The sequence below is a fragment of the Antribacter soli genome (assembly GCF_021568775.1).
GTDB lineage: Bacteria > Actinomycetota > Actinomycetes > Actinomycetales > Cellulomonadaceae > Antribacter > Antribacter soli.
Window position 1 is genome coordinate 22,227 of record NZ_JAKGSG010000018.1, and the last position, 15,682, is coordinate 37,908.

Here is a 15,682-nt window from a genome sequence, read left to right on the forward strand (position 1 = left end):
CGTCATAGGTCACGGCGCACAAGCAGCCTCGAGAAAGGAGCACGAGGCGTGACCGTAGCGACGTCCCCGCCCTCGACGCCATCCGAAAGTCGACAGGGCGCAATCATTGAATCGCCTCATGTCCATCTCCGACCTCCTGTGTCTTGAGAAAGTCGACACGCAAATAGGCCCGGAACCGCCGTCGCGGTAGCCGTCGTAGAGCGCCGCATGGCGGGGCGGTCGCGCCGGCCGCACGACTCGGAACCTGCCATCAGCACCAGGTCGAACCGTTTGCCGTAGACGTCGCTCCCGCAGGTCGCCGCTGACTGCCGCAGCGGCAGCCACACCACGGTTCGCGGGGAGCGGGCCGCGAGCCACCACGCCGCGGCCAGCTTGAGCGCGGCGTCCTTGTCGACGAACATCTGTCGCACCCGTGCCCGCGCCCGCTTCCAGGCCGAGACCGGCAGCGCGAGGCTGTGGTGCCAGAATCCTGCGGTTCCGGGCCCTCTGGTCAGCCGCTACAAGCTACCGGGAATCAGAAGTCCCAGTTCTTGCCCGAGAGGGGTCGTAGAGCGCAAGGTCATGCCGGGCCGCCAACTCCAGAACCGAGTCGATGGACAGCCGTGCTCACATCTCCCCAGCGCAGGACGAGGTGGAGGCCGCCCCTGTTCCAGCCGACCCCGGAGTACGACGAGGCCGGTTACGGCGACTTCCGGGATCATCTGCGGTTCGAGATGGCGGCCCAGACGATGTTCCTGGTCGGCAGCAGGATCGCCTTCGAGCTTCGCGCTGAGCAGTTGCGCGGGCTGGTGGAGGACTGTCCGGCTCATCTGGCGGCGAGTCCCGACACTCATTGCTGTGCCGAGATCGGGATCGGCAGCCGCGTCGGAGATCTTCCGGAACGGCCGCTCCGGCAACGTCACCGTCTGCGGTCGAGCGTGCAGGGTGACGAGGTCACGCGTCCTCGTGCCCGATGAGACGCACGATCAGCCCAGTCCGGCAGGCGGATCGCACGATGGTCTGCTCATCGCACCCGGCCGGGTCCACCGAGCCGTGCGGTGCGTATCCGGGCCGGGATCTGCAGCTCAAGCTGCAGATCCCGGCCCGAACTGCAGATCTCACGGCGCATACGGCAGCGGTTAGTCGGCGGGGCGGACCTGCCGGCAGCGGTTAGTCGGCGGGGCGGACCTGCGCCCCCGTCACCGGCGGCTCGGCCGACCACGGGAACGTGATCCACAGGTCGGTGTCGCGCCAGGAGAAGTCGGGCGTGATGATGCTGCGCGGCTTCGTGTACAGCACCGCGGAGCGGGCGTCGGCGCCCGTCCCGGCGAGCATGTCCATCACCAGCGCGAGGGTGCGGCCGGAGTCGGCGACGTCGTCGACCACGAGGACCTTCGAGCCCGGCAGCTCGGACGTGTCCATGAGCGGCGGCAGCACGCGCGGGTCGTCGAGCGTCTTGCCGATGTCCGTGTAGAACTCGATGTTCAGCGTGCCGACGCCCTTGGTGCCGAGCGCGTAGGCCACGGCCCCGCCGGGCACCAGACCGCCTCGGGCGACGGCCACCACGACGTCGGGGACGAAGCCGCTCGCCACGACCTGCTCGGCCAGCTGGCGGACGGCGACGGGGAACTGCTGCCAGGTCAGCACCTCGCGGGTGGGCGGGGCGTCGAGCGCCGGTGCCTCGGGTGGGTTCATGCCACGACGATACGGCCGACGGCGGGCCCCCGGAACCGGGAACCCGCCGTCGGTATGCCGCTGACCTGGGGCGTTACACCCCGGCCGTGCGGAAGGTCACGCGTCGCTGCTGGCGTCGAGGATGTCCACGACGAAGACCAGCGGCGAGTTGGCCGGGATGGCCCCGCTCTCCTGGTCGCCGTACGCAAGTTCCGCCGGGATCACGAGGAGCACCTGGCTGCCGACCGTCTGGCCGGCGATGCCCTGCGTCCAGCCCGGGATGACGCCCGTCAGCGGGAACGACGTGGGCGTGCCGCGGCTCCACGACGAGTCGAACGACGTGCCGTCAAGGAGGCAGCCGGCGTACTGGACGGTGACGGTCTGGTCCTCGGTCACGGCGGCGCCTTCGCCCTTGATGAGCGGCTGCACGACGAGCTCGGCCGGTGCCTCGTAGCCCGAGGGGATCGTGACGGTCGGCAGGCCGTCCTCGGCGAGCTCGACGGTCGGCAGACCCTCGGCCGGCTCAACCGGCTCGCCCTCGGCGCGGGACAGCGTGTCCTTCGCCTCCGCGACCTCGATGAGGCTGACCTGGTACGTGCCGTCCGCACCCTGGCTGGCGAGCACGAGGCGGGTGCCGACCTTGTGGCCGAGCAGCGGGGTGTTCAGCAGCTCGTACGAGGCGTCGCCCAGCGTGAAGACCTCGGGCGACTGGCCCTCGGCCCACGTGGAGCCCACGAGCGTCGCGTCGGCGGCGGCCATCACGACGTAGTTGATGCTCACCTGCTGGCCCTCGACCAGGTCGGCTCCCGTGCCCTCGCTGATGATGCGCGTGGTCGGCGCGGTCACCGTGAGCGGCGCCGTGAACGTCACCGTGGGCTCCGCGCCCGCGTCGCCCGTGACCTGGATCGCGTCGACGGCGGCCACGTCCTCGGCAGTCGGCGTCGGCTGGGCGGGGGTGCTCGCGGCGGCCTGGACCTCCGGCGTGCAGACGGCCTCTCCGGCCTCGGTCGCGCTTTCCTCGCCGCTCGAGCAGGCGGTCAGCGCGAGAGCGGCGCCCAGGGCGAGGGCCGCCAGGCCGGCAGTGGTGCGGTGCTTCACGGGTTGGTCCTTCGGTCGGTTTCACCTTCGGGGTCCGGCACACTCTAGCGGGCGCTGCTGGACGCCCCCTCAACGTCGCCCGCCCGCTCGCCGACGCCGGTGGCGCGCCGCTGTGCGGAGGTTCACCTCCGGCGTCGTGCCCCGGATGGAAGAATCTGCGCATGCCGTCGAAGCGTCCTTCCAAGCGTCGGCCCCATGGGGCCGAGCCCCGTCCGCTCGACCTCGACCGCGCGACCGGCGGCCGGCGCAGCGAGTCCGCGGCCGACGGCGAGTGGGTCGTGCAGACGGTCCGCGGGTCCGAGAAGACCTATACGTGCCCAGCCTGCAGGCAGGAGATCCCGCCCGGGACGGCGCACGTCGTCGCCTGGGCGAGCGACGCGATCGGCGGACCAGAGGTCGGGCTCGAGTACCGGCGTCACTGGCACACGTCGTGCTGGCAGCGCCGTGCTCGCCTGCGCTGACCACGAGACGGCGCGCCCGCGCTGACCAGCGGACGCGGACCGGGGGAGAATGGAAGCGATGACTACCGAGGCGTCCCACCAGATCCGCTCCATGACCGTCCTGCCCGCGATCCGCGAGGACGTGGAGCTGCACACGGCTGACCACCTGACCCTGGTTGGCGAGCTGGCGCTGCCCGCCGACCGGTCTCCCGAGGCCACGCTGATCACCCTCCACCCGCTGCCCACGCACGGCGGCTACATGGACTCGCACGTCTTCCGGAAGGCTGCCTGGCGCCTGCCTGCCCTCGCGGGTCTGGCCGTGCTGCGCTTCAACACGCGGGGCACGTCCTCGCCCCGGGGGACGAGCGAGGGCGCGTTCGACGGCGGTGACGCGGAGCGGTACGACGTCGCGGCCGCGATCGAGCTCGCCGAGTTCCGCGGGCTGCCGCGACCCTGGCTCGTGGGCTGGTCGTTCGGCACCGAGCTCGCGCTCAAGTACGGCGACGACCCCGCGGTCGAGGGCGCGATCCTCCTGTCGCCGCCGCTGCACCGCGCCACCGACGAGGACCTGGACCGGTGGGCCGCGTCGGGCCGGCCGCTCGTGGTGCTCGTCCCGGAGCTCGACGACTACCTGCAGCCCGCCGAGGCCCGGCGCCGGTTCGCCCGCGTGCCGCACGCCGAGGTGATCGGTATCGAGAGCGCCAGGCACCTGTGGGTCGGCGAGCCCGCCGTCGTGCGGGTGCTGAACGAGATCGTCGGCCACGTGCTGCCGGATCACCCCCTGCCCCTGCCGACGCACTGGGACGGGCCGCTCGGCGCCTGACCGCGAGACCAACTCCCGGCCCCCGGGCCACGGAACTGAGGAGGACGACGATGACCTCGACCAACCCCCTGGCTACCTACGCTCTGCGCGACGGCGGCGGGGTTCCGCTGGTCCTGCTGCACGCCTTCCCGGTGGACCACCGCATGTGGGCGGCGTGCGCGGACGCCCTGCCGCCCGGCCTGCGGGTGATCGCGGTCGACCTGCCCGGGCAGGGTCACAGCGAGCTCGACGGGCGGCCCGCGTCGCTCGAGTCGGCCGCCGACGCCGTGCACGCGACCCTGGTCGCCTCGGGGGAGGGCAACGCGATCGTGGTCGGGCTCTCGATGGGTGGCTACGTCGCCCTCGCGCTCGCCGAGCGGCACCCCGGCTTCGTGGACGGGCTCGGCCTGATCGACACCCGGTCGACCGCCGACACCGACGAGGCGCGCGCCAAGCGGCGCCGGATCGCCGACATCGTCGAGTCCGCGCAGACCGTCGACGCGGTGCTGGGCATGCCGGCCACACTGCTCGGCAGCACGACGGCGTCGGGCCGCCGCAACCTGTTCCCCGTCGTCGAGTCGTGGATCCGGGCGCAGTCGCCCGCGGGCATCGCCTGGGCGCAGCGTGCGATGGCGGCGCGGCCCGACCGCACGGCCGTGCTCGAACGGTTCGACGGGCCGGTCGCCGTGGTGGTGGGCGCCGAGGACGAGATCACCACCGTGGCGGACGCGGAGCACATGGTGCACGCGACCGCCGACGGCGCGCTGACGGTCGTGCCGGCTGCCGGGCACCTCAGCGCGGTCGAGGAACCGCAGGCGGTGGCCGCCGCGCTCGCGCTGCTGCACCAGAGGGTGACGAGCCGGCGCGACTCGTGGCTCACGCGCCGCTGGTGGTACCCGCCGTCCTGATCCCGAGAACGACGTGTGGGCCCCTACCTGACCGGGTAGGGGCCCACACGTCGTTCTCGTCGCTCGAGGCGGGTGAGTCCGCGGGACTCAGCGGGCAGGTGCCGGCTCCTCGGCCGGGGCCCCCTCCGCGTCGGCCGCCGACTCCCCGGCGGCCTCCCCGTCGGAGTCGCCCTCGCCGGTGCCGGACTTGACCGCCGGGATCACGATGGTGGCGGTACCGACCGGAACGGGCGCCGGGTTGACCGGCGGGATGGCGACCGGCGCGGCGGCCTCGTCGGCCTCGGCCTGCGCACCCACGTTGGCGAACCGTGCCTGCTGGGCCGGCGAGAGCGCCAGGCCGTTCGGGCCGACCGGCGCGGCGGGCTTGGCGTTCTCGCCACCCGGCGCCGGCGTGCCGAGCAGGCCACGCAGCTCGTCGAGGTAGGAGTTGATCGAGTCGTGCTGGCGCGTGAGGTCCTCGAGCTGGCGCTGGGCCGCGCTGCGCTGCATCTCGGCTTCGGCGCGGGCGTCGGCGATCGTCTGCTCGGCGAACTCGCGGGCCTCGGCGACGATGCGGTCGGAGGTGCGGCGCGCGTCGGCGACGAGGTCCTTCACGTACTGGTCGGACTCGGAGCGCACCTTCTCGGACTGCTCCAGCGCGACGGCGACGCGCTTCTCCGCCTCGGCCGCGTGCTCCTCGGCGGCGCGCACCAGGCGCTCCGTCTCGCCCTTTGCGGTCTCGTGACGGGCCGACAGCTCCTGCTCCACGGCCTCGCGGCGCGTGACGATCTCGAGCTGGGCCTCCGAGAGGGCCGAGCGGGCCTGCTCGCGCAGGTCCTCGAGCTCGGTGGTGACGGCGTTCGCCGCCTCGGCCGCCTGCCGGCGGGCCTCGGCGACCTGGCTCTCCACGTCGCGTCGCGTGCGCTCGAGCAGCTCGGCGGACTCGCGCTCCGCGGCCTCGCGCTGGGCGGCGGTCTCGGCGGCCACCTGGGCACGCAGCTGGGCGGCGTCGCGCTCGGTCGTGACGCGCAGCTCGGTGGTCTCGCGCTCGACGGTCGCGCGCAGCGTGCCGAGCTCGCGCTCGAGGCTGGCGCGGCGCTCGCTCTCCTCGGTCGCGAGGCCGCTCGTGATGAGCGCGGCCTCGCGCTCGGCGGAACCGACGAGCTCCTCGGCGCGGCGCTGGGCGCCGAGCAGGTGGCCCTCCGCCTCGGCGGCCGTGGTGGTGCGGATCTCCTCGGCCTCGCGGCGGGCGCTCGAGAGCAGCTCGGCGACCTCGGACTCCGCGCGGGAACGCACCTGGCCCGCGGAGAGCTTGGCGCGCGCCATGACGTCGGCAGCCTGCTGGTTGGCCTGCGCCAGGATGTCGGCCGACTGCTCCTCGGCGGACCGGAGAAGCTGCTCGATGCGCGATCCGAGGCCGGAGTAGGACGGCCGGTCGTTCTCGCGCAGCGCGCGCTTGGCGTCGCTGAGCTCCTGGGTGAGCTGCATCGCCCGGCCGTCGGCGGTCTCGACCTGCCGGCGCGCCTCCTCCAGGGCGTGCGTCAGGCGGGCCATGTGGCTGTCGACCTGCTCGCGGTCGTAGCCACGCATGGCGGTCGGAAAGAGCGAGCCCTGGTCGGACACAGTGCAGACCTCCGTGGTTGGGACCGGTTTGTTCCCCGGGTCAAGGTACTCCGGGTGCCAGTGGCGACTTCCGGCGCTCAGGATACGCGGCAGAGCCTGGTTCGGAACACTGGCTGTCCATCTGGTTCACCCCCGACGGTACGGGCGGTTCATGCAGGTGGGGTGTGAAGGATTCGTGACGATCCTCGCCAGCAGGCCCTCCTGGACAGGACCTCAGCCCGCGTACCTATGCTGGAACGTCCACGTCGAAGGGATTGTTCGGTGGTGCAACGGATTCTCGCGGCCCTCCTGATCGTGCTCGGTCTGGGTGGGATCGGCCTGGGGGTCGCCTCCGCGACCGTCTGGCGCGGGGCAGACACGGTCGTCGCGCAAGCGGTGCCCAGCGGCGACGCCGCGCTCGTCGTCACCGACCCCGGGGTCCTCGGCCTCGTGGCCGACGACGTCACGGTCACCGCGACGGTGCCCGAGGGGCAGACCGTGACGCTGGCCGTGGGCCGCGACGTCGACGTCCTCGGCTGGGTCGGTGCGGACCCGTACGACCGCGTCACCGGCCTGTCGGACTGGGAGACGCTCGACGTCACGCCCGGTGCGGCCGCCACGGACGACGCCGCCGCGACGGACCCGTCCGCGCCGGCTGCCGACCCGTCCGCGCCCGCCGAGGGCGAGGCCGCGACGGAGACGACCGTTCCCGCCCTGGTGGGCCCGGACCCTGCCGGCTCCGACATGTGGGTGTCCGAGGTCACCGGGCAGACCAGCGTCAGCCTGCGCTGGAGCACTCCTGAGGCGCCGGGCCGCTGGGTCCTGCTCGCCGCCGGGGTCGGCGACGGCGCGACGCCGCCCACCGTCGAGCTCACGTGGCCACGCGAGGCCGGGACGCCGTACCTGTGGCCGGGCGTGCTCGGCGGCGTCGTCCTGATCGGGCTCGGCGTCGTCGTCCTGCTCGGTGCTCGCCGCGTGAAGCGCCGCGTCGCGGCGTCCCGGCCCGGCCGGGCCGTGAGCTCGGTCGCCTCGGCGGCCCGCTCGCAGGTCTCCAAGGGTGGCGGGTCTGGTTCGCGCCGCCGCGGCACGACCGAACCGCAGGCCGTTCCCGCGACCCCCGGGTCCGACGACGTCCCCGGCGCCCCGGGCACGGACGACGCCTCCGCGGAGGAACGGCAGGCGGGGGCCGGTCTGTGGGGCGCAGTAGCGCCCGCCGCGTCCCCGTTCGCCGCGTCCCCGTTCGGCGGCCCGGCAGAGCCGGCCCCCTTCGGCGGTGCGCCGGAGCCGGCCCCGTTCGGCGGCCCGGCAGAGCCGGCCCCCTTCGGCGGTGCGCCGGAGCCGGCCCCGTTCGGGAGCCCGGCGGAGCCGGCTCCGTTCGGCGGTGCGCCCGACCGGGCGCCCTTCGGCTCGGTCCCCGAGCCGGCCCCGTTCGGCGGGCTTTCGCCTGTTGAGCCGGCCTACGGCGGCGGTGTGCCCGAGCCGGCCTACGGCGGCGGTGTGCCCGGACCCTTCGGCGCGGCGCCTCAGCCTGGTCCGCAGGGTCCCGAGCCGGGTCCGGTCCCGATGGACGCGCCCGCCGCGGGCCTGCGCCGCGGCCGGCGTCGGCTCGCGGGCGGCGCTCCGCAGCCCGCTCCCGAGCCGTCCGGCGGCTTCGGGGCACTCGGCGGCCCGCCCGCCGGCGCTCCGGTGGCCGACCCGGCCGCCGCTCAGCTCGCCCCGCAGGCGGCCCCGCCGCAGGCCGGCGGCCCGTTCTCCCTGCGCGGCCGACGCCGCCCTGGGCCAGGCGGTCCGGGCGCCCCCGGCGCCGCACAGGCCGCCGGCGCCCAACAGGTCCCCGCCGCTCCTGTCCAGGGCTATCCGGCCCCGGCGCAGGGCTACGCGGACCCGGCACAAGGCTACGGAGCGCCCGACCCGGCGGGCGGTCACGTCGTGCCGAGCGCCCCGACAGGCCCCGGCACGGGCGACCAGGCCGGCGCTCCGGCGTCGGACCGGCCGCTCACACGGCGCGAGCTGCGCATGCGCGACCAGGCCGAGCGTCGCGCGGCCACGGGCACCATGCCCGTCGTGCCCGGGCCCGAGGCACCCGCCGAGGAAGCACATCCGCAAGAGGAGGGGTCGACCGGCCGCGCAGCGGCGTGGCGGCAGACCTGGGGCTTCTCGGGCGGCGACGGAGGAGAGCGATGAACCGCAGGACGAGGCGGACGGGCCTGGTGGCCCTGGCCGCGACGACGGCGCTGCTGGCAGGGTGCGCAGCCGAGCTGCCGACGCCGGCGGCAGAGGAGGCGGTCGTCGCACCGGTGCTGGGCCTGGACCAGGAGAAGCGGGTCCTCGAGTCCGTCCGGGCGACGCTGGAGGCGGCCCAGGCGAACAACGACCTGGAGTCGTTGAAGACCCGGCTGACGGGCCCAGCCCTGGACCTGCGGTGGCGTCAGCTCGAGGTGGCGCAGAGGCGGGGCAACGCCGACCTGGTGACGCAGCTCCCCATGGAGGCCCAGCAGGTCGTCCCGCCGACGACCACGACGTGGCCGCGCACGTCGTTCGCCGTCAGCGTGGTGCCGGCGGACCTGACGCCGCAGCGCCTCATGGCGTTCGACCAGGCCACGGCGCGTGACCCCTACAGGCTGTGGGGCTGGGTCCAGCTCCTGCCGAACACGGTGCTACCGGCGTTCGCGAAGCCCGACTTCGGCAGCGAGGTGCTCGCGCCGGACGACGCAACCCTGCTCGTGACGCCCTCGGACGCCGTCGCGCAGTACTCGGACGTGCTGAACGCCGGTGACGGGTCGCAGTTCGCGCCCACCTTCACGCAGGACAAGTTCCGCGAGTTCGTGGCGGGCAACACGGCCACGCAGACCGAGGCGCTCAAGGCTGCCGCGGGCAGCACGTACACGATGCAGTTCTCGACGACGGAGGACCCGCCGCGCGCGATGCGTACCCTCGACGGCGGGGCGATCGTCATGGCTCGGCTGTCGAGCCTCGAGTCGTTCAACGGCCCGACCGGCGCCAAGATCGGGCCGCAGACGGAGACCGCGAAGGCGATCTTCGGCGACGCGCAGCCGTCGAACGTCCTGAAGATCACGTATGTCGACGTGGTGGCTCTGTACGTCCCGGCGGCGGGGTCGATCGAGCAGGTCTCCCTGGTGGGCTTCACGCACGTCGCGGACGCGGTCGCGAACAGCTGACCGCGCCGGGTCGGCCGCGGCGCCGTGACTTCGTAGGATGGCCCCATGAGCAGTCCCACTCCGCAGCCTGCCTTCTCCGCCCGCGGCGCTGTCGACCTGTCCGCGCTGACCCGCCCGCAGGCCCCGCCGCCTGGTGAGCCGGGCGGGGCGCCCGCAGCCGGCGGCTACGTGATCGACCTGACGGACGCCAACTTCGAGCAGGTGGTCCGCGACTCCTCGAAGTATCCCGTCGTGGTGCTCCTGTGGATCCCGACCGATGCCTCGAACGCCGAGCTCGGCAGCACGCTCGGCGCGCTCGCCGAGGAGTACGCCGGCCGCTTCCTGCTCGGGCGCGTCGATGCCCAGGAGTACCCGCAGCTCGCGGCGGCGTTCCAGGTCCAGGGCGTGCCGACCACCGTCGCAGTGCTGCAGGGGCAGCCACTGCCCCTCTTCGCAGGCAGCGCGCCGGCCGACCAGGTGCGCGGCGTGATCGACCAGGTGCTGGCCGCGGCCGAGCAGAACGGTGTGACAGGCCGCGTGCCCGCGCCCGGCGCCGAGGCCGCCGGCGCCGAGCCGGAGGAGGAGCAGGAGCCGCCGCTGCCGCCCCTGCACCAGGAGGCGTACGACGCGATCGAGCGCGACGACCTCGATGCCGCGGTGGCCGCGTACGAGAGAGCGCTCAAGCAGGACCCGCGCGACGCGATGGCCTCGGCAGGGCTGGCGCAGGTGCGCCTCCTGCAGCGCACCCACGGCGCCGACCTCGCCACGGTGCGCAAGGCCGCGGCCGACGGGCCGGAGGACGTCGACGCCCAGCTCGCCGTGGCCGACCTGGACCTGCTCGGCGGCAAGGTCGAGGACGCCCTGGAGCGCCTGCTCGACCTCCTGCCGGGGGCCTCGGCCGACGCCAAGGAGAAGCTGCGTGTGCGGCTCCTGGACTACTTCGAGGTGGTCGGACCCACTGACCCGCGCGTGGGCAAGGCCCGTCAGCGCCTGGCGATCAGCCTGTACTGAGCGGGTTCAAGGTAGTCGGTCGGTATTTCCTTCCGCGAGGCGACCATCCGGCCGCTCGTTCCTCGCGGCCTCCCGCCAGGCCCATCCAGCCTCGCGGAAGGAAATACCGACCGAATACCCCCGGCCCGGCCCGGCCCGGACCGACCCACTACTTCGCGCCCGGCTCCGGCACGAGCACCAGCGCGCCCAGCGGCGGCACCCGCAGGGTGGCGGACTGCCCGCGGCCCTTCCACGGCACGTCCTGCGCGTGGACCCACCCCATGTTGCCCACCCCGGACCCGCCGTACTCGACCGCGTCGGTGTTCAGGGCTTCGAGCCATACGCCGGTGGGGGAGTCGGGCAGGGACACGCGGTAGCCCTCGTGCGGCACGCCCGAGAAGTTGACGATGACGACGACCGGGTCCCCGGAGAGCGACCGGCGGACGTAGGCGAGGACGTTGTGGTCGGCGTCGTCGGAGTCGAGCCACTCGAAGCCTGCGGGCTCGAAGTCTCGCTCCCACAGGGCGGGCGTGCGCCGGTACAGCGCGTTGAGGTCGCGCACGAGCTGCTGGACGCCGGCGTGGCCCGGGTTGCCGAGCAGGTCCCACCGCAGTCCTTCGCCCTCCGCCCACTCGACGTCCTGGGCGAACTCGCACCCCATGAAGAGCAGCTGCTTGCCGGGGTGGGTCCACTGGTAGGCGAGGAACGAGCGCACGCCCGCGAGCTTCTGCCAGTGGTCGCCAGGCATCTTGCCGAAGAGCGAGCCCTTGCCGTGCACCACCTCGTCGTGGCTGATCGGCAGCACGAACTGCTCGGAGAACGCGTAGACCAGCGAGAACGTCACCTCGTGGTGGTGGTACCGGCGGTACATCGGGTCCTCGGCGAGGTAGCGCAGGGTGTCGTTCATCCACCCCATGTTCCACTTGAGGCCGAAGCCGAGGCCGCCGAACGAGGTCGGCGTCGTGACGCCGGGGAAGGCGGTCGACTCCTCGGCGATCATCATGACGCCGGGCGTGCGCCGGTAGGCGGTGGCGTTGGTCTCCTGGAGGAACGCGATGGCGTCCAGGTTCTCCCGCCCGCCGTGCACGTTGGGCTGCCACTGACCAGGCTCGCGCGAGTAGTCGAGGTAGAGCATGGAGGCCACGGCGTCGACGCGCAGCGCGTCGGCGTGGAACTCCTCGAACCAGTAGGTGGCGTTCGCGACGAGGAAGTTGCGCACCTCCCGGCGGCCGAAGTCGAAGACGTACGTGCCCCAGTCGGGGTGCTCGCCGCGCGTGGGGTCGCCGTGCTCGTACAGCGCGGTCCCGTCGAACCGGGCGAGGGCGAAGTCGTCGCGGGGGAAGTGCGCGGGGACCCAGTCGAGGATCACGCCGACGCCGGCGCCGTGCAGGCAGTCGACGAGATACCGGAAGTCGTCGGGGTGCCCGAACCGGGACGTCGGCGCGTAGTACGACGTCACCTGGTAGCCCCAGGAGCCGCCGTAGGGGTGCTCGGCGACCGGCATGAACTCGACGTGGGTGAAGCCCTGCTCGACCGCGTACGTCGTGAGCTGCTCGGCGAGCTCCCGGTAGGACAGGCCGGGCCGCCACGACCCCAGGTGCACCTCGTACACGCTCATCGGCCCGCTGTGCGGGTCGCGGGCCGCGCGGGCCGCGAGCCATTCGTCGTCGTCCCACGCGTAGGCCGACTCGATCACGATGCTCGCCGTCGAGGGCGGCACCTCGGTGCCCTTGGCGAGGGGGTCGGCCTTGGCGCGCCAGACGCCGTCGGCCCCGAGGATCTCGTACTTGTAGCGCGTGCCGGCGCCGACGCCCGGCACGAACAGCTCCCACACCCCGGACGAGCCGAGCGAGCGCATCGGGTGGGTGGGGCTCCAGTGGTTGTGGTCGCCGAGGAGGCGCACGCCGCGCGCGTTCGGCGCCCACACCGCGAACGACGTGCCGGACACCTCGCCGAGCACGCTCGGGTAGCGCCGCGGGTTCGCGCCCAGCACGCGCCACAGCTCCTCGTGGCGCCCCTCGCCGACGAGGTGCAGGTCCACCTCGCCGAGGGTGGGCAGGAAGCGGTAGGGGTCGTCCGCCGTCGACTCGAGGTCGCCGTAGCGGGCCCGGATGCGGTAGTCCGGGACGTCGTACCGCAAGGGTGCGGAACGGCGTCTGGCCGAGCCGCTGGGCTTCTCCTCGGGCGGCACGGCGGCCGGCACGACGGCGGCCCACACGCCCGCGCCCTCGTGCTCGGCGGGGTGCTCGCCGTCGGGCGTCACCACGACGACCTCGTCGGCGAGAGGGCGAAGGGCCCGCACGACGGCGAAGGGTCCGTCGAGCAGGTGCGGTCCCAGGACGGCGTGCGGATCGAAGTGCGCGCCCTGCGCGATAGCGGTCAGGGTCTCGAGGTCCACGGCGGGCAGGTCTGCCATGGGATCACCTTTCCACGGACGGGCGTGGCTCGCCGTCACGCCGCGCGATGCGGATACTGAGTCGCTGCCCGACGTCGTCGCCGGGCCAGGAGGAGGCTGCCCCGTGACGCGCATCACCATCGCCGACATCGCCCGCCGCGCGGGCGTGTCCACCGGCGCGGTCTCGTACGCGCTCAACGGCCGCCCGGGGGTGTCGGAGGCGACGCGGGAGCGGATCCTGGGCATCGCGACGGAGCTCGGCTGGGCGCCCAGCTCGGCCGCGCGCTCGCTGTCGGGTGCGCGGACGGAGACGGTCGGCCTGGTCCTGGCGCGTGACCCGAGCACCCTGGGCTTCGAGTCGTTCTACATGCAGTTCGTGGCAGGCATCGAGTCCGAGCTGGCGGCGCGCGACTACGGCCTCCTGCTGCAGGTCGCGCCCGACCTCGAGGCCGAGCTGCGCACATACCGGAAGTGGCGGGCGGCTCGGCGGGTGGACGGGATCGTCACGGTGGACCCCCGCGTGGACGACCCGCGGGTGGCGATGCTGGCCGAGGACGGGGCGCTGCCCACGGTGGTGGTGGGGGACCCGAGCCTGGCGCGCGGGCTCACGAACGTCTGGACCGACGACGCGGCGGCCACGCGCGAGTCGCTGCGCCATCTCCGGGGCCTGGGGCACCGGGACGTGGCACGCGTGTCGGGCGTGCGGAGCTTCGGCCACACCTGGATCCGGGACCAGGCCTTCCGGGAGGAGTCGGCGCGGCTCGGGGTGCGCGCCCGCGTGCTGCCCACGGACTACTCGCCCGACCAGGGCGCGGCCGCGACGCGTGCGCTGCTGGCGGACGACCCGGCGCCCACCGCGATCGTGTACGACAACGACGTCATGGCGCTGGCGGGGCTGGGCGTCGCGGCGTCCATGGGGCTGCGCGTCCCGGGGGACCTGTCGATCGTGGCCTGGGACGACTCGCCGCTGTGCCGGGCGACCTTTCCGCAGCTCACGGCGCTGAGCCACGACGTGGTCGGCTTCGGCGCGCACGTCGCGCGGCGGCTGTTCGACCGGATGGCGGGGGTGCTGGGCGGGAGCTTCCTCGACTCGACACCGACGCTGCGGTTGCGGGGGACGACGGGCCATCCGGAGAGCCGGCCCGTTGCCCAACCGTGACCATCACTCGTTGACTTACGGAAACTTAACCGCTTCACTCGGTCTCGTGCCTGACCAGGAATAGCCCTGGTGCTGGGAAATCACGGGTCAACGACGACGAGAGTGAGACCGAGATGGCAAGGAAGCACATCGCCGCCGTGGGCGCGGCCACGGCTCTGACCCTGACCGCGTGCGGGAGCGGTGGCTCCGGGGACGCGAGCGAGGGGATCGACGGCACGCCTTCCGGAGAGATCACCGTCATCACCCAGCGCACCGACATCGTCGACACGGTCTTCCAGGACTACAAGGCCGAGTTCGAGGCGGAGTACCCCGACGTCACGGTGAACTTCGAGTCCATGACGGACTACGAGGGCGAGATCGCGACGCGCATGAACACCGAGGACTACGGCGACGTCCTCCTCATGCCGAACAGTGTCGACCCCGACGAGTTCGCGACCTACTTCGAGCCGCTGGGCAGCGTCGAGGACCTGAGCCAGAAGTACAAGCTCGTCGAGGAGAAGGCGTACGAGGGGCAGGTCTACGGCATCTCCATCACGGTCAACACCCAGGGCCTGGTCTACAACAAGGTGGTCTGGGCGGAGGCCGGCATCGAGGACCTGCCGACCACGCCGGAGGAGTTCCTCGAGGACCTCCAGGCCATCAAGGAGACCACCGACGCGGTCCCGTACTACACGAACTACGCCGACGGCTGGCCGCTGAGCCAGTGGGACGGCAACCGCGGCGTGATGGGCGACCCGGACTACGCGAACACGCAGGTGGCGTACTCCGACACCCCGTGGGCGCAGGACGAGTGGCACGGCATCTCCGACGGCTTGCTCTTCGACGTCGTCGCGAACGGCCTCTCCGAGGAAGACCCGACCACGACGAACTGGGAGGAGTCGAAGACGCTCCTCGGCACCGGCGAGATCGCCACCATGCTGCTCGGCTCGTGGGCCATCACCCAGATGCAGCAGGCCGCCGAGGACGCCGGCGCCTCCGCCGAGGACATCGGCTACATGCCGTTCCCGTACCAGGTGGACGGGAAGTTCCACGCACAGATCTCGGGCGACTACAAGAACGCCATCAACGTGCACAGCGAGCACAAGGCCGCCGCATGGGCCTGGATCCAGTGGTTCGCCGAGAAGTCGGACTACGCCTACGACGAGGGCGGCATCTCCCCGCTGGTCGACGGCCCGACGCCCACGACGCTGGGCGACTTCGACGCGGCCGGCGTCGAGTACGTCCAGATGAACCCGGCGCCCGCCGGCAAGGAGGCGTACGAGTCCTCGGTCGTCAACGAGTCCGAGATCGACCTCTACGGCAACATCTACCGCCAGGAGCTCGTGGACATCGCCCGCGGCGCGGCGGACGGCGACAAGGAGTCGTTCTTCGCCGAGCTCGACGAGCGGTGGGCAGCCGCCCGCGAGTCGGTGGGCTGACCTCTTCGCACACCGTTCCCGGGGGCGGCCGGACGACGCCGTCCGACCGCCCCCCGGGAACCCATGAAAGGAGGCTGCCC

General features: G+C 73.1%; 12 protein-coding genes. 8 read left to right on the plus strand and 4 right to left on the minus strand.

The annotated features are described in order from the left end of the window. Nucleotides 1-1,149: 1,149 nt before the first annotated feature. Nucleotides 1,150-1,674: a phosphoribosyltransferase gene (locus L1785_RS04370; protein ID WP_236087925.1), complete on the minus strand. Its 525-nt coding sequence runs from the start codon at nt 1,672-1,674 to the stop codon at nt 1,150-1,152. Nucleotides 1,675-1,770: 96 nt separating this feature from the next. Next, complete coding sequence (locus tag L1785_RS04375) at nt 1,771-2,751, minus strand: FKBP-type peptidyl-prolyl cis-trans isomerase (protein ID WP_236087927.1); 981 nt, start codon at nt 2,749-2,751, stop codon at nt 1,771-1,773. A gap of 161 nt (nt 2,752-2,912) precedes the next feature. On the opposite strand from L1785_RS04375, the gene L1785_RS04380 reads away from it, so the two are divergent. The 3 genes from L1785_RS04380 to L1785_RS04390 are packed head-to-tail and all read left to right on the plus strand — an operon-like array spanning nt 2,913 to nt 4,901. After that, nucleotides 2,913-3,212, plus strand: a complete 300-nt coding sequence (locus L1785_RS04380; RefSeq protein WP_236087928.1) for an Rv1322 family protein — start codon at nt 2,913-2,915, stop codon at nt 3,210-3,212. A gap of 58 nt (nt 3,213-3,270) precedes the next feature. After that, nucleotides 3,271-4,014: an alpha/beta hydrolase gene (locus tag L1785_RS04385; RefSeq protein ID WP_236087930.1), complete on the plus strand. Its 744-nt coding sequence runs from the start codon at nt 3,271-3,273 to the stop codon at nt 4,012-4,014. 50 nt (nt 4,015-4,064) lie between these two features. Continuing rightward, nucleotides 4,065-4,901 (plus strand): alpha/beta fold hydrolase, encoded by an 837-nt coding sequence (locus L1785_RS04390; protein WP_236087931.1) that lies wholly within the window; start codon nt 4,065-4,067, stop codon nt 4,899-4,901. 87 nt (nt 4,902-4,988) lie between these two features. Here L1785_RS04390 and L1785_RS04395 read toward each other — a convergent pair whose 3' ends face one another. Next, nucleotides 4,989-6,503 (minus strand): DivIVA domain-containing protein, encoded by a 1,515-nt coding sequence (locus tag L1785_RS04395; protein WP_236087932.1) that lies wholly within the window; start codon nt 6,501-6,503, stop codon nt 4,989-4,991. 261 nt (nt 6,504-6,764) lie between these two features. Here L1785_RS04395 and L1785_RS04400 point away from each other — a divergent pair, with 261 nt between their 5' ends. Genes L1785_RS04400 through L1785_RS04410 form a run of 3 tightly spaced genes read left to right on the plus strand, consistent with a single transcriptional unit; the run spans nt 6,765 to nt 10,651 of the window. After that, nucleotides 6,765-8,666, plus strand: coding sequence for a hypothetical protein (locus tag L1785_RS04400; protein WP_236087934.1), 1,902 nt, complete (start codon nt 6,765-6,767; stop codon nt 8,664-8,666). Beyond that, the gene (locus L1785_RS04405; protein ID WP_236087935.1) at nt 8,663-9,661 is read left to right on the plus strand and encodes a DUF8094 domain-containing protein; all 999 of its coding nucleotides are present in this window, start codon (nt 8,663-8,665) and stop codon (nt 9,659-9,661) included. Before L1785_RS04400 ends, L1785_RS04405 begins: the two co-directional genes overlap by 4 nt. A gap of 45 nt (nt 9,662-9,706) precedes the next feature. Continuing rightward, a complete protein-coding gene (locus tag L1785_RS04410) occupies nt 9,707-10,651 on the plus strand; it encodes a tetratricopeptide repeat protein (protein WP_236087936.1) in 945 nt (314 codons plus the stop codon). 148 nt (nt 10,652-10,799) lie between these two features. Here L1785_RS04410 and glgB read toward each other — a convergent pair whose 3' ends face one another. Then, entirely contained in the window at nt 10,800-13,046 is a 2,247-nt protein-coding gene (glgB, locus tag L1785_RS04415; RefSeq protein WP_236087937.1) for a 1,4-alpha-glucan branching protein GlgB, read from the minus strand. 103 nt (nt 13,047-13,149) lie between these two features. Here glgB and L1785_RS04420 point away from each other — a divergent pair, with 103 nt between their 5' ends. Beyond that, nucleotides 13,150-14,184 (plus strand): LacI family DNA-binding transcriptional regulator, encoded by a 1,035-nt coding sequence (locus L1785_RS04420; RefSeq protein ID WP_236087944.1) that lies wholly within the window; start codon nt 13,150-13,152, stop codon nt 14,182-14,184. A 113-nt stretch (nt 14,185-14,297) separates the two neighbouring features. Then, a complete protein-coding gene (locus L1785_RS04425) occupies nt 14,298-15,602 on the plus strand; it encodes an ABC transporter substrate-binding protein (RefSeq protein WP_236087946.1) in 1,305 nt (434 codons plus the stop codon). The last annotated feature ends 80 nt before the right edge of the window (nt 15,603-15,682 follow it).

Bases quoted from the DNA above. Each gene is read 5' to 3' on its own strand.
- L1785_RS04370 (WP_236087925.1), bottom strand. From the start codon at position 1,674: ATGAACCCACCCGAGGCACCGGCGCTCGACGCCCCGCCCACCCGCGAG.
- L1785_RS04410 (WP_236087936.1), top strand. From the start codon at position 9,707: ATGAGCAGTCCCACTCCGCAGCCTGCCTTCTCCGCCCGCGGCGCTGTC.
- L1785_RS04390 (WP_236087931.1), top strand. From the start codon at position 4,065: ATGACCTCGACCAACCCCCTGGCTACCTACGCTCTGCGCGACGGCGGC.
- glgB (WP_236087937.1), bottom strand. From the start codon at position 13,046: ATGGCAGACCTGCCCGCCGTGGACCTCGAGACCCTGACCGCTATCGCG.
- L1785_RS04380 (WP_236087928.1), top strand. From the start codon at position 2,913: ATGCCGTCGAAGCGTCCTTCCAAGCGTCGGCCCCATGGGGCCGAGCCC.
- L1785_RS04405 (WP_236087935.1), top strand. From the start codon at position 8,663: ATGAACCGCAGGACGAGGCGGACGGGCCTGGTGGCCCTGGCCGCGACG.
- L1785_RS04385 (WP_236087930.1), top strand. From the start codon at position 3,271: ATGACTACCGAGGCGTCCCACCAGATCCGCTCCATGACCGTCCTGCCC.
- L1785_RS04425 (WP_236087946.1), top strand. From the start codon at position 14,298: ATGGCAAGGAAGCACATCGCCGCCGTGGGCGCGGCCACGGCTCTGACC.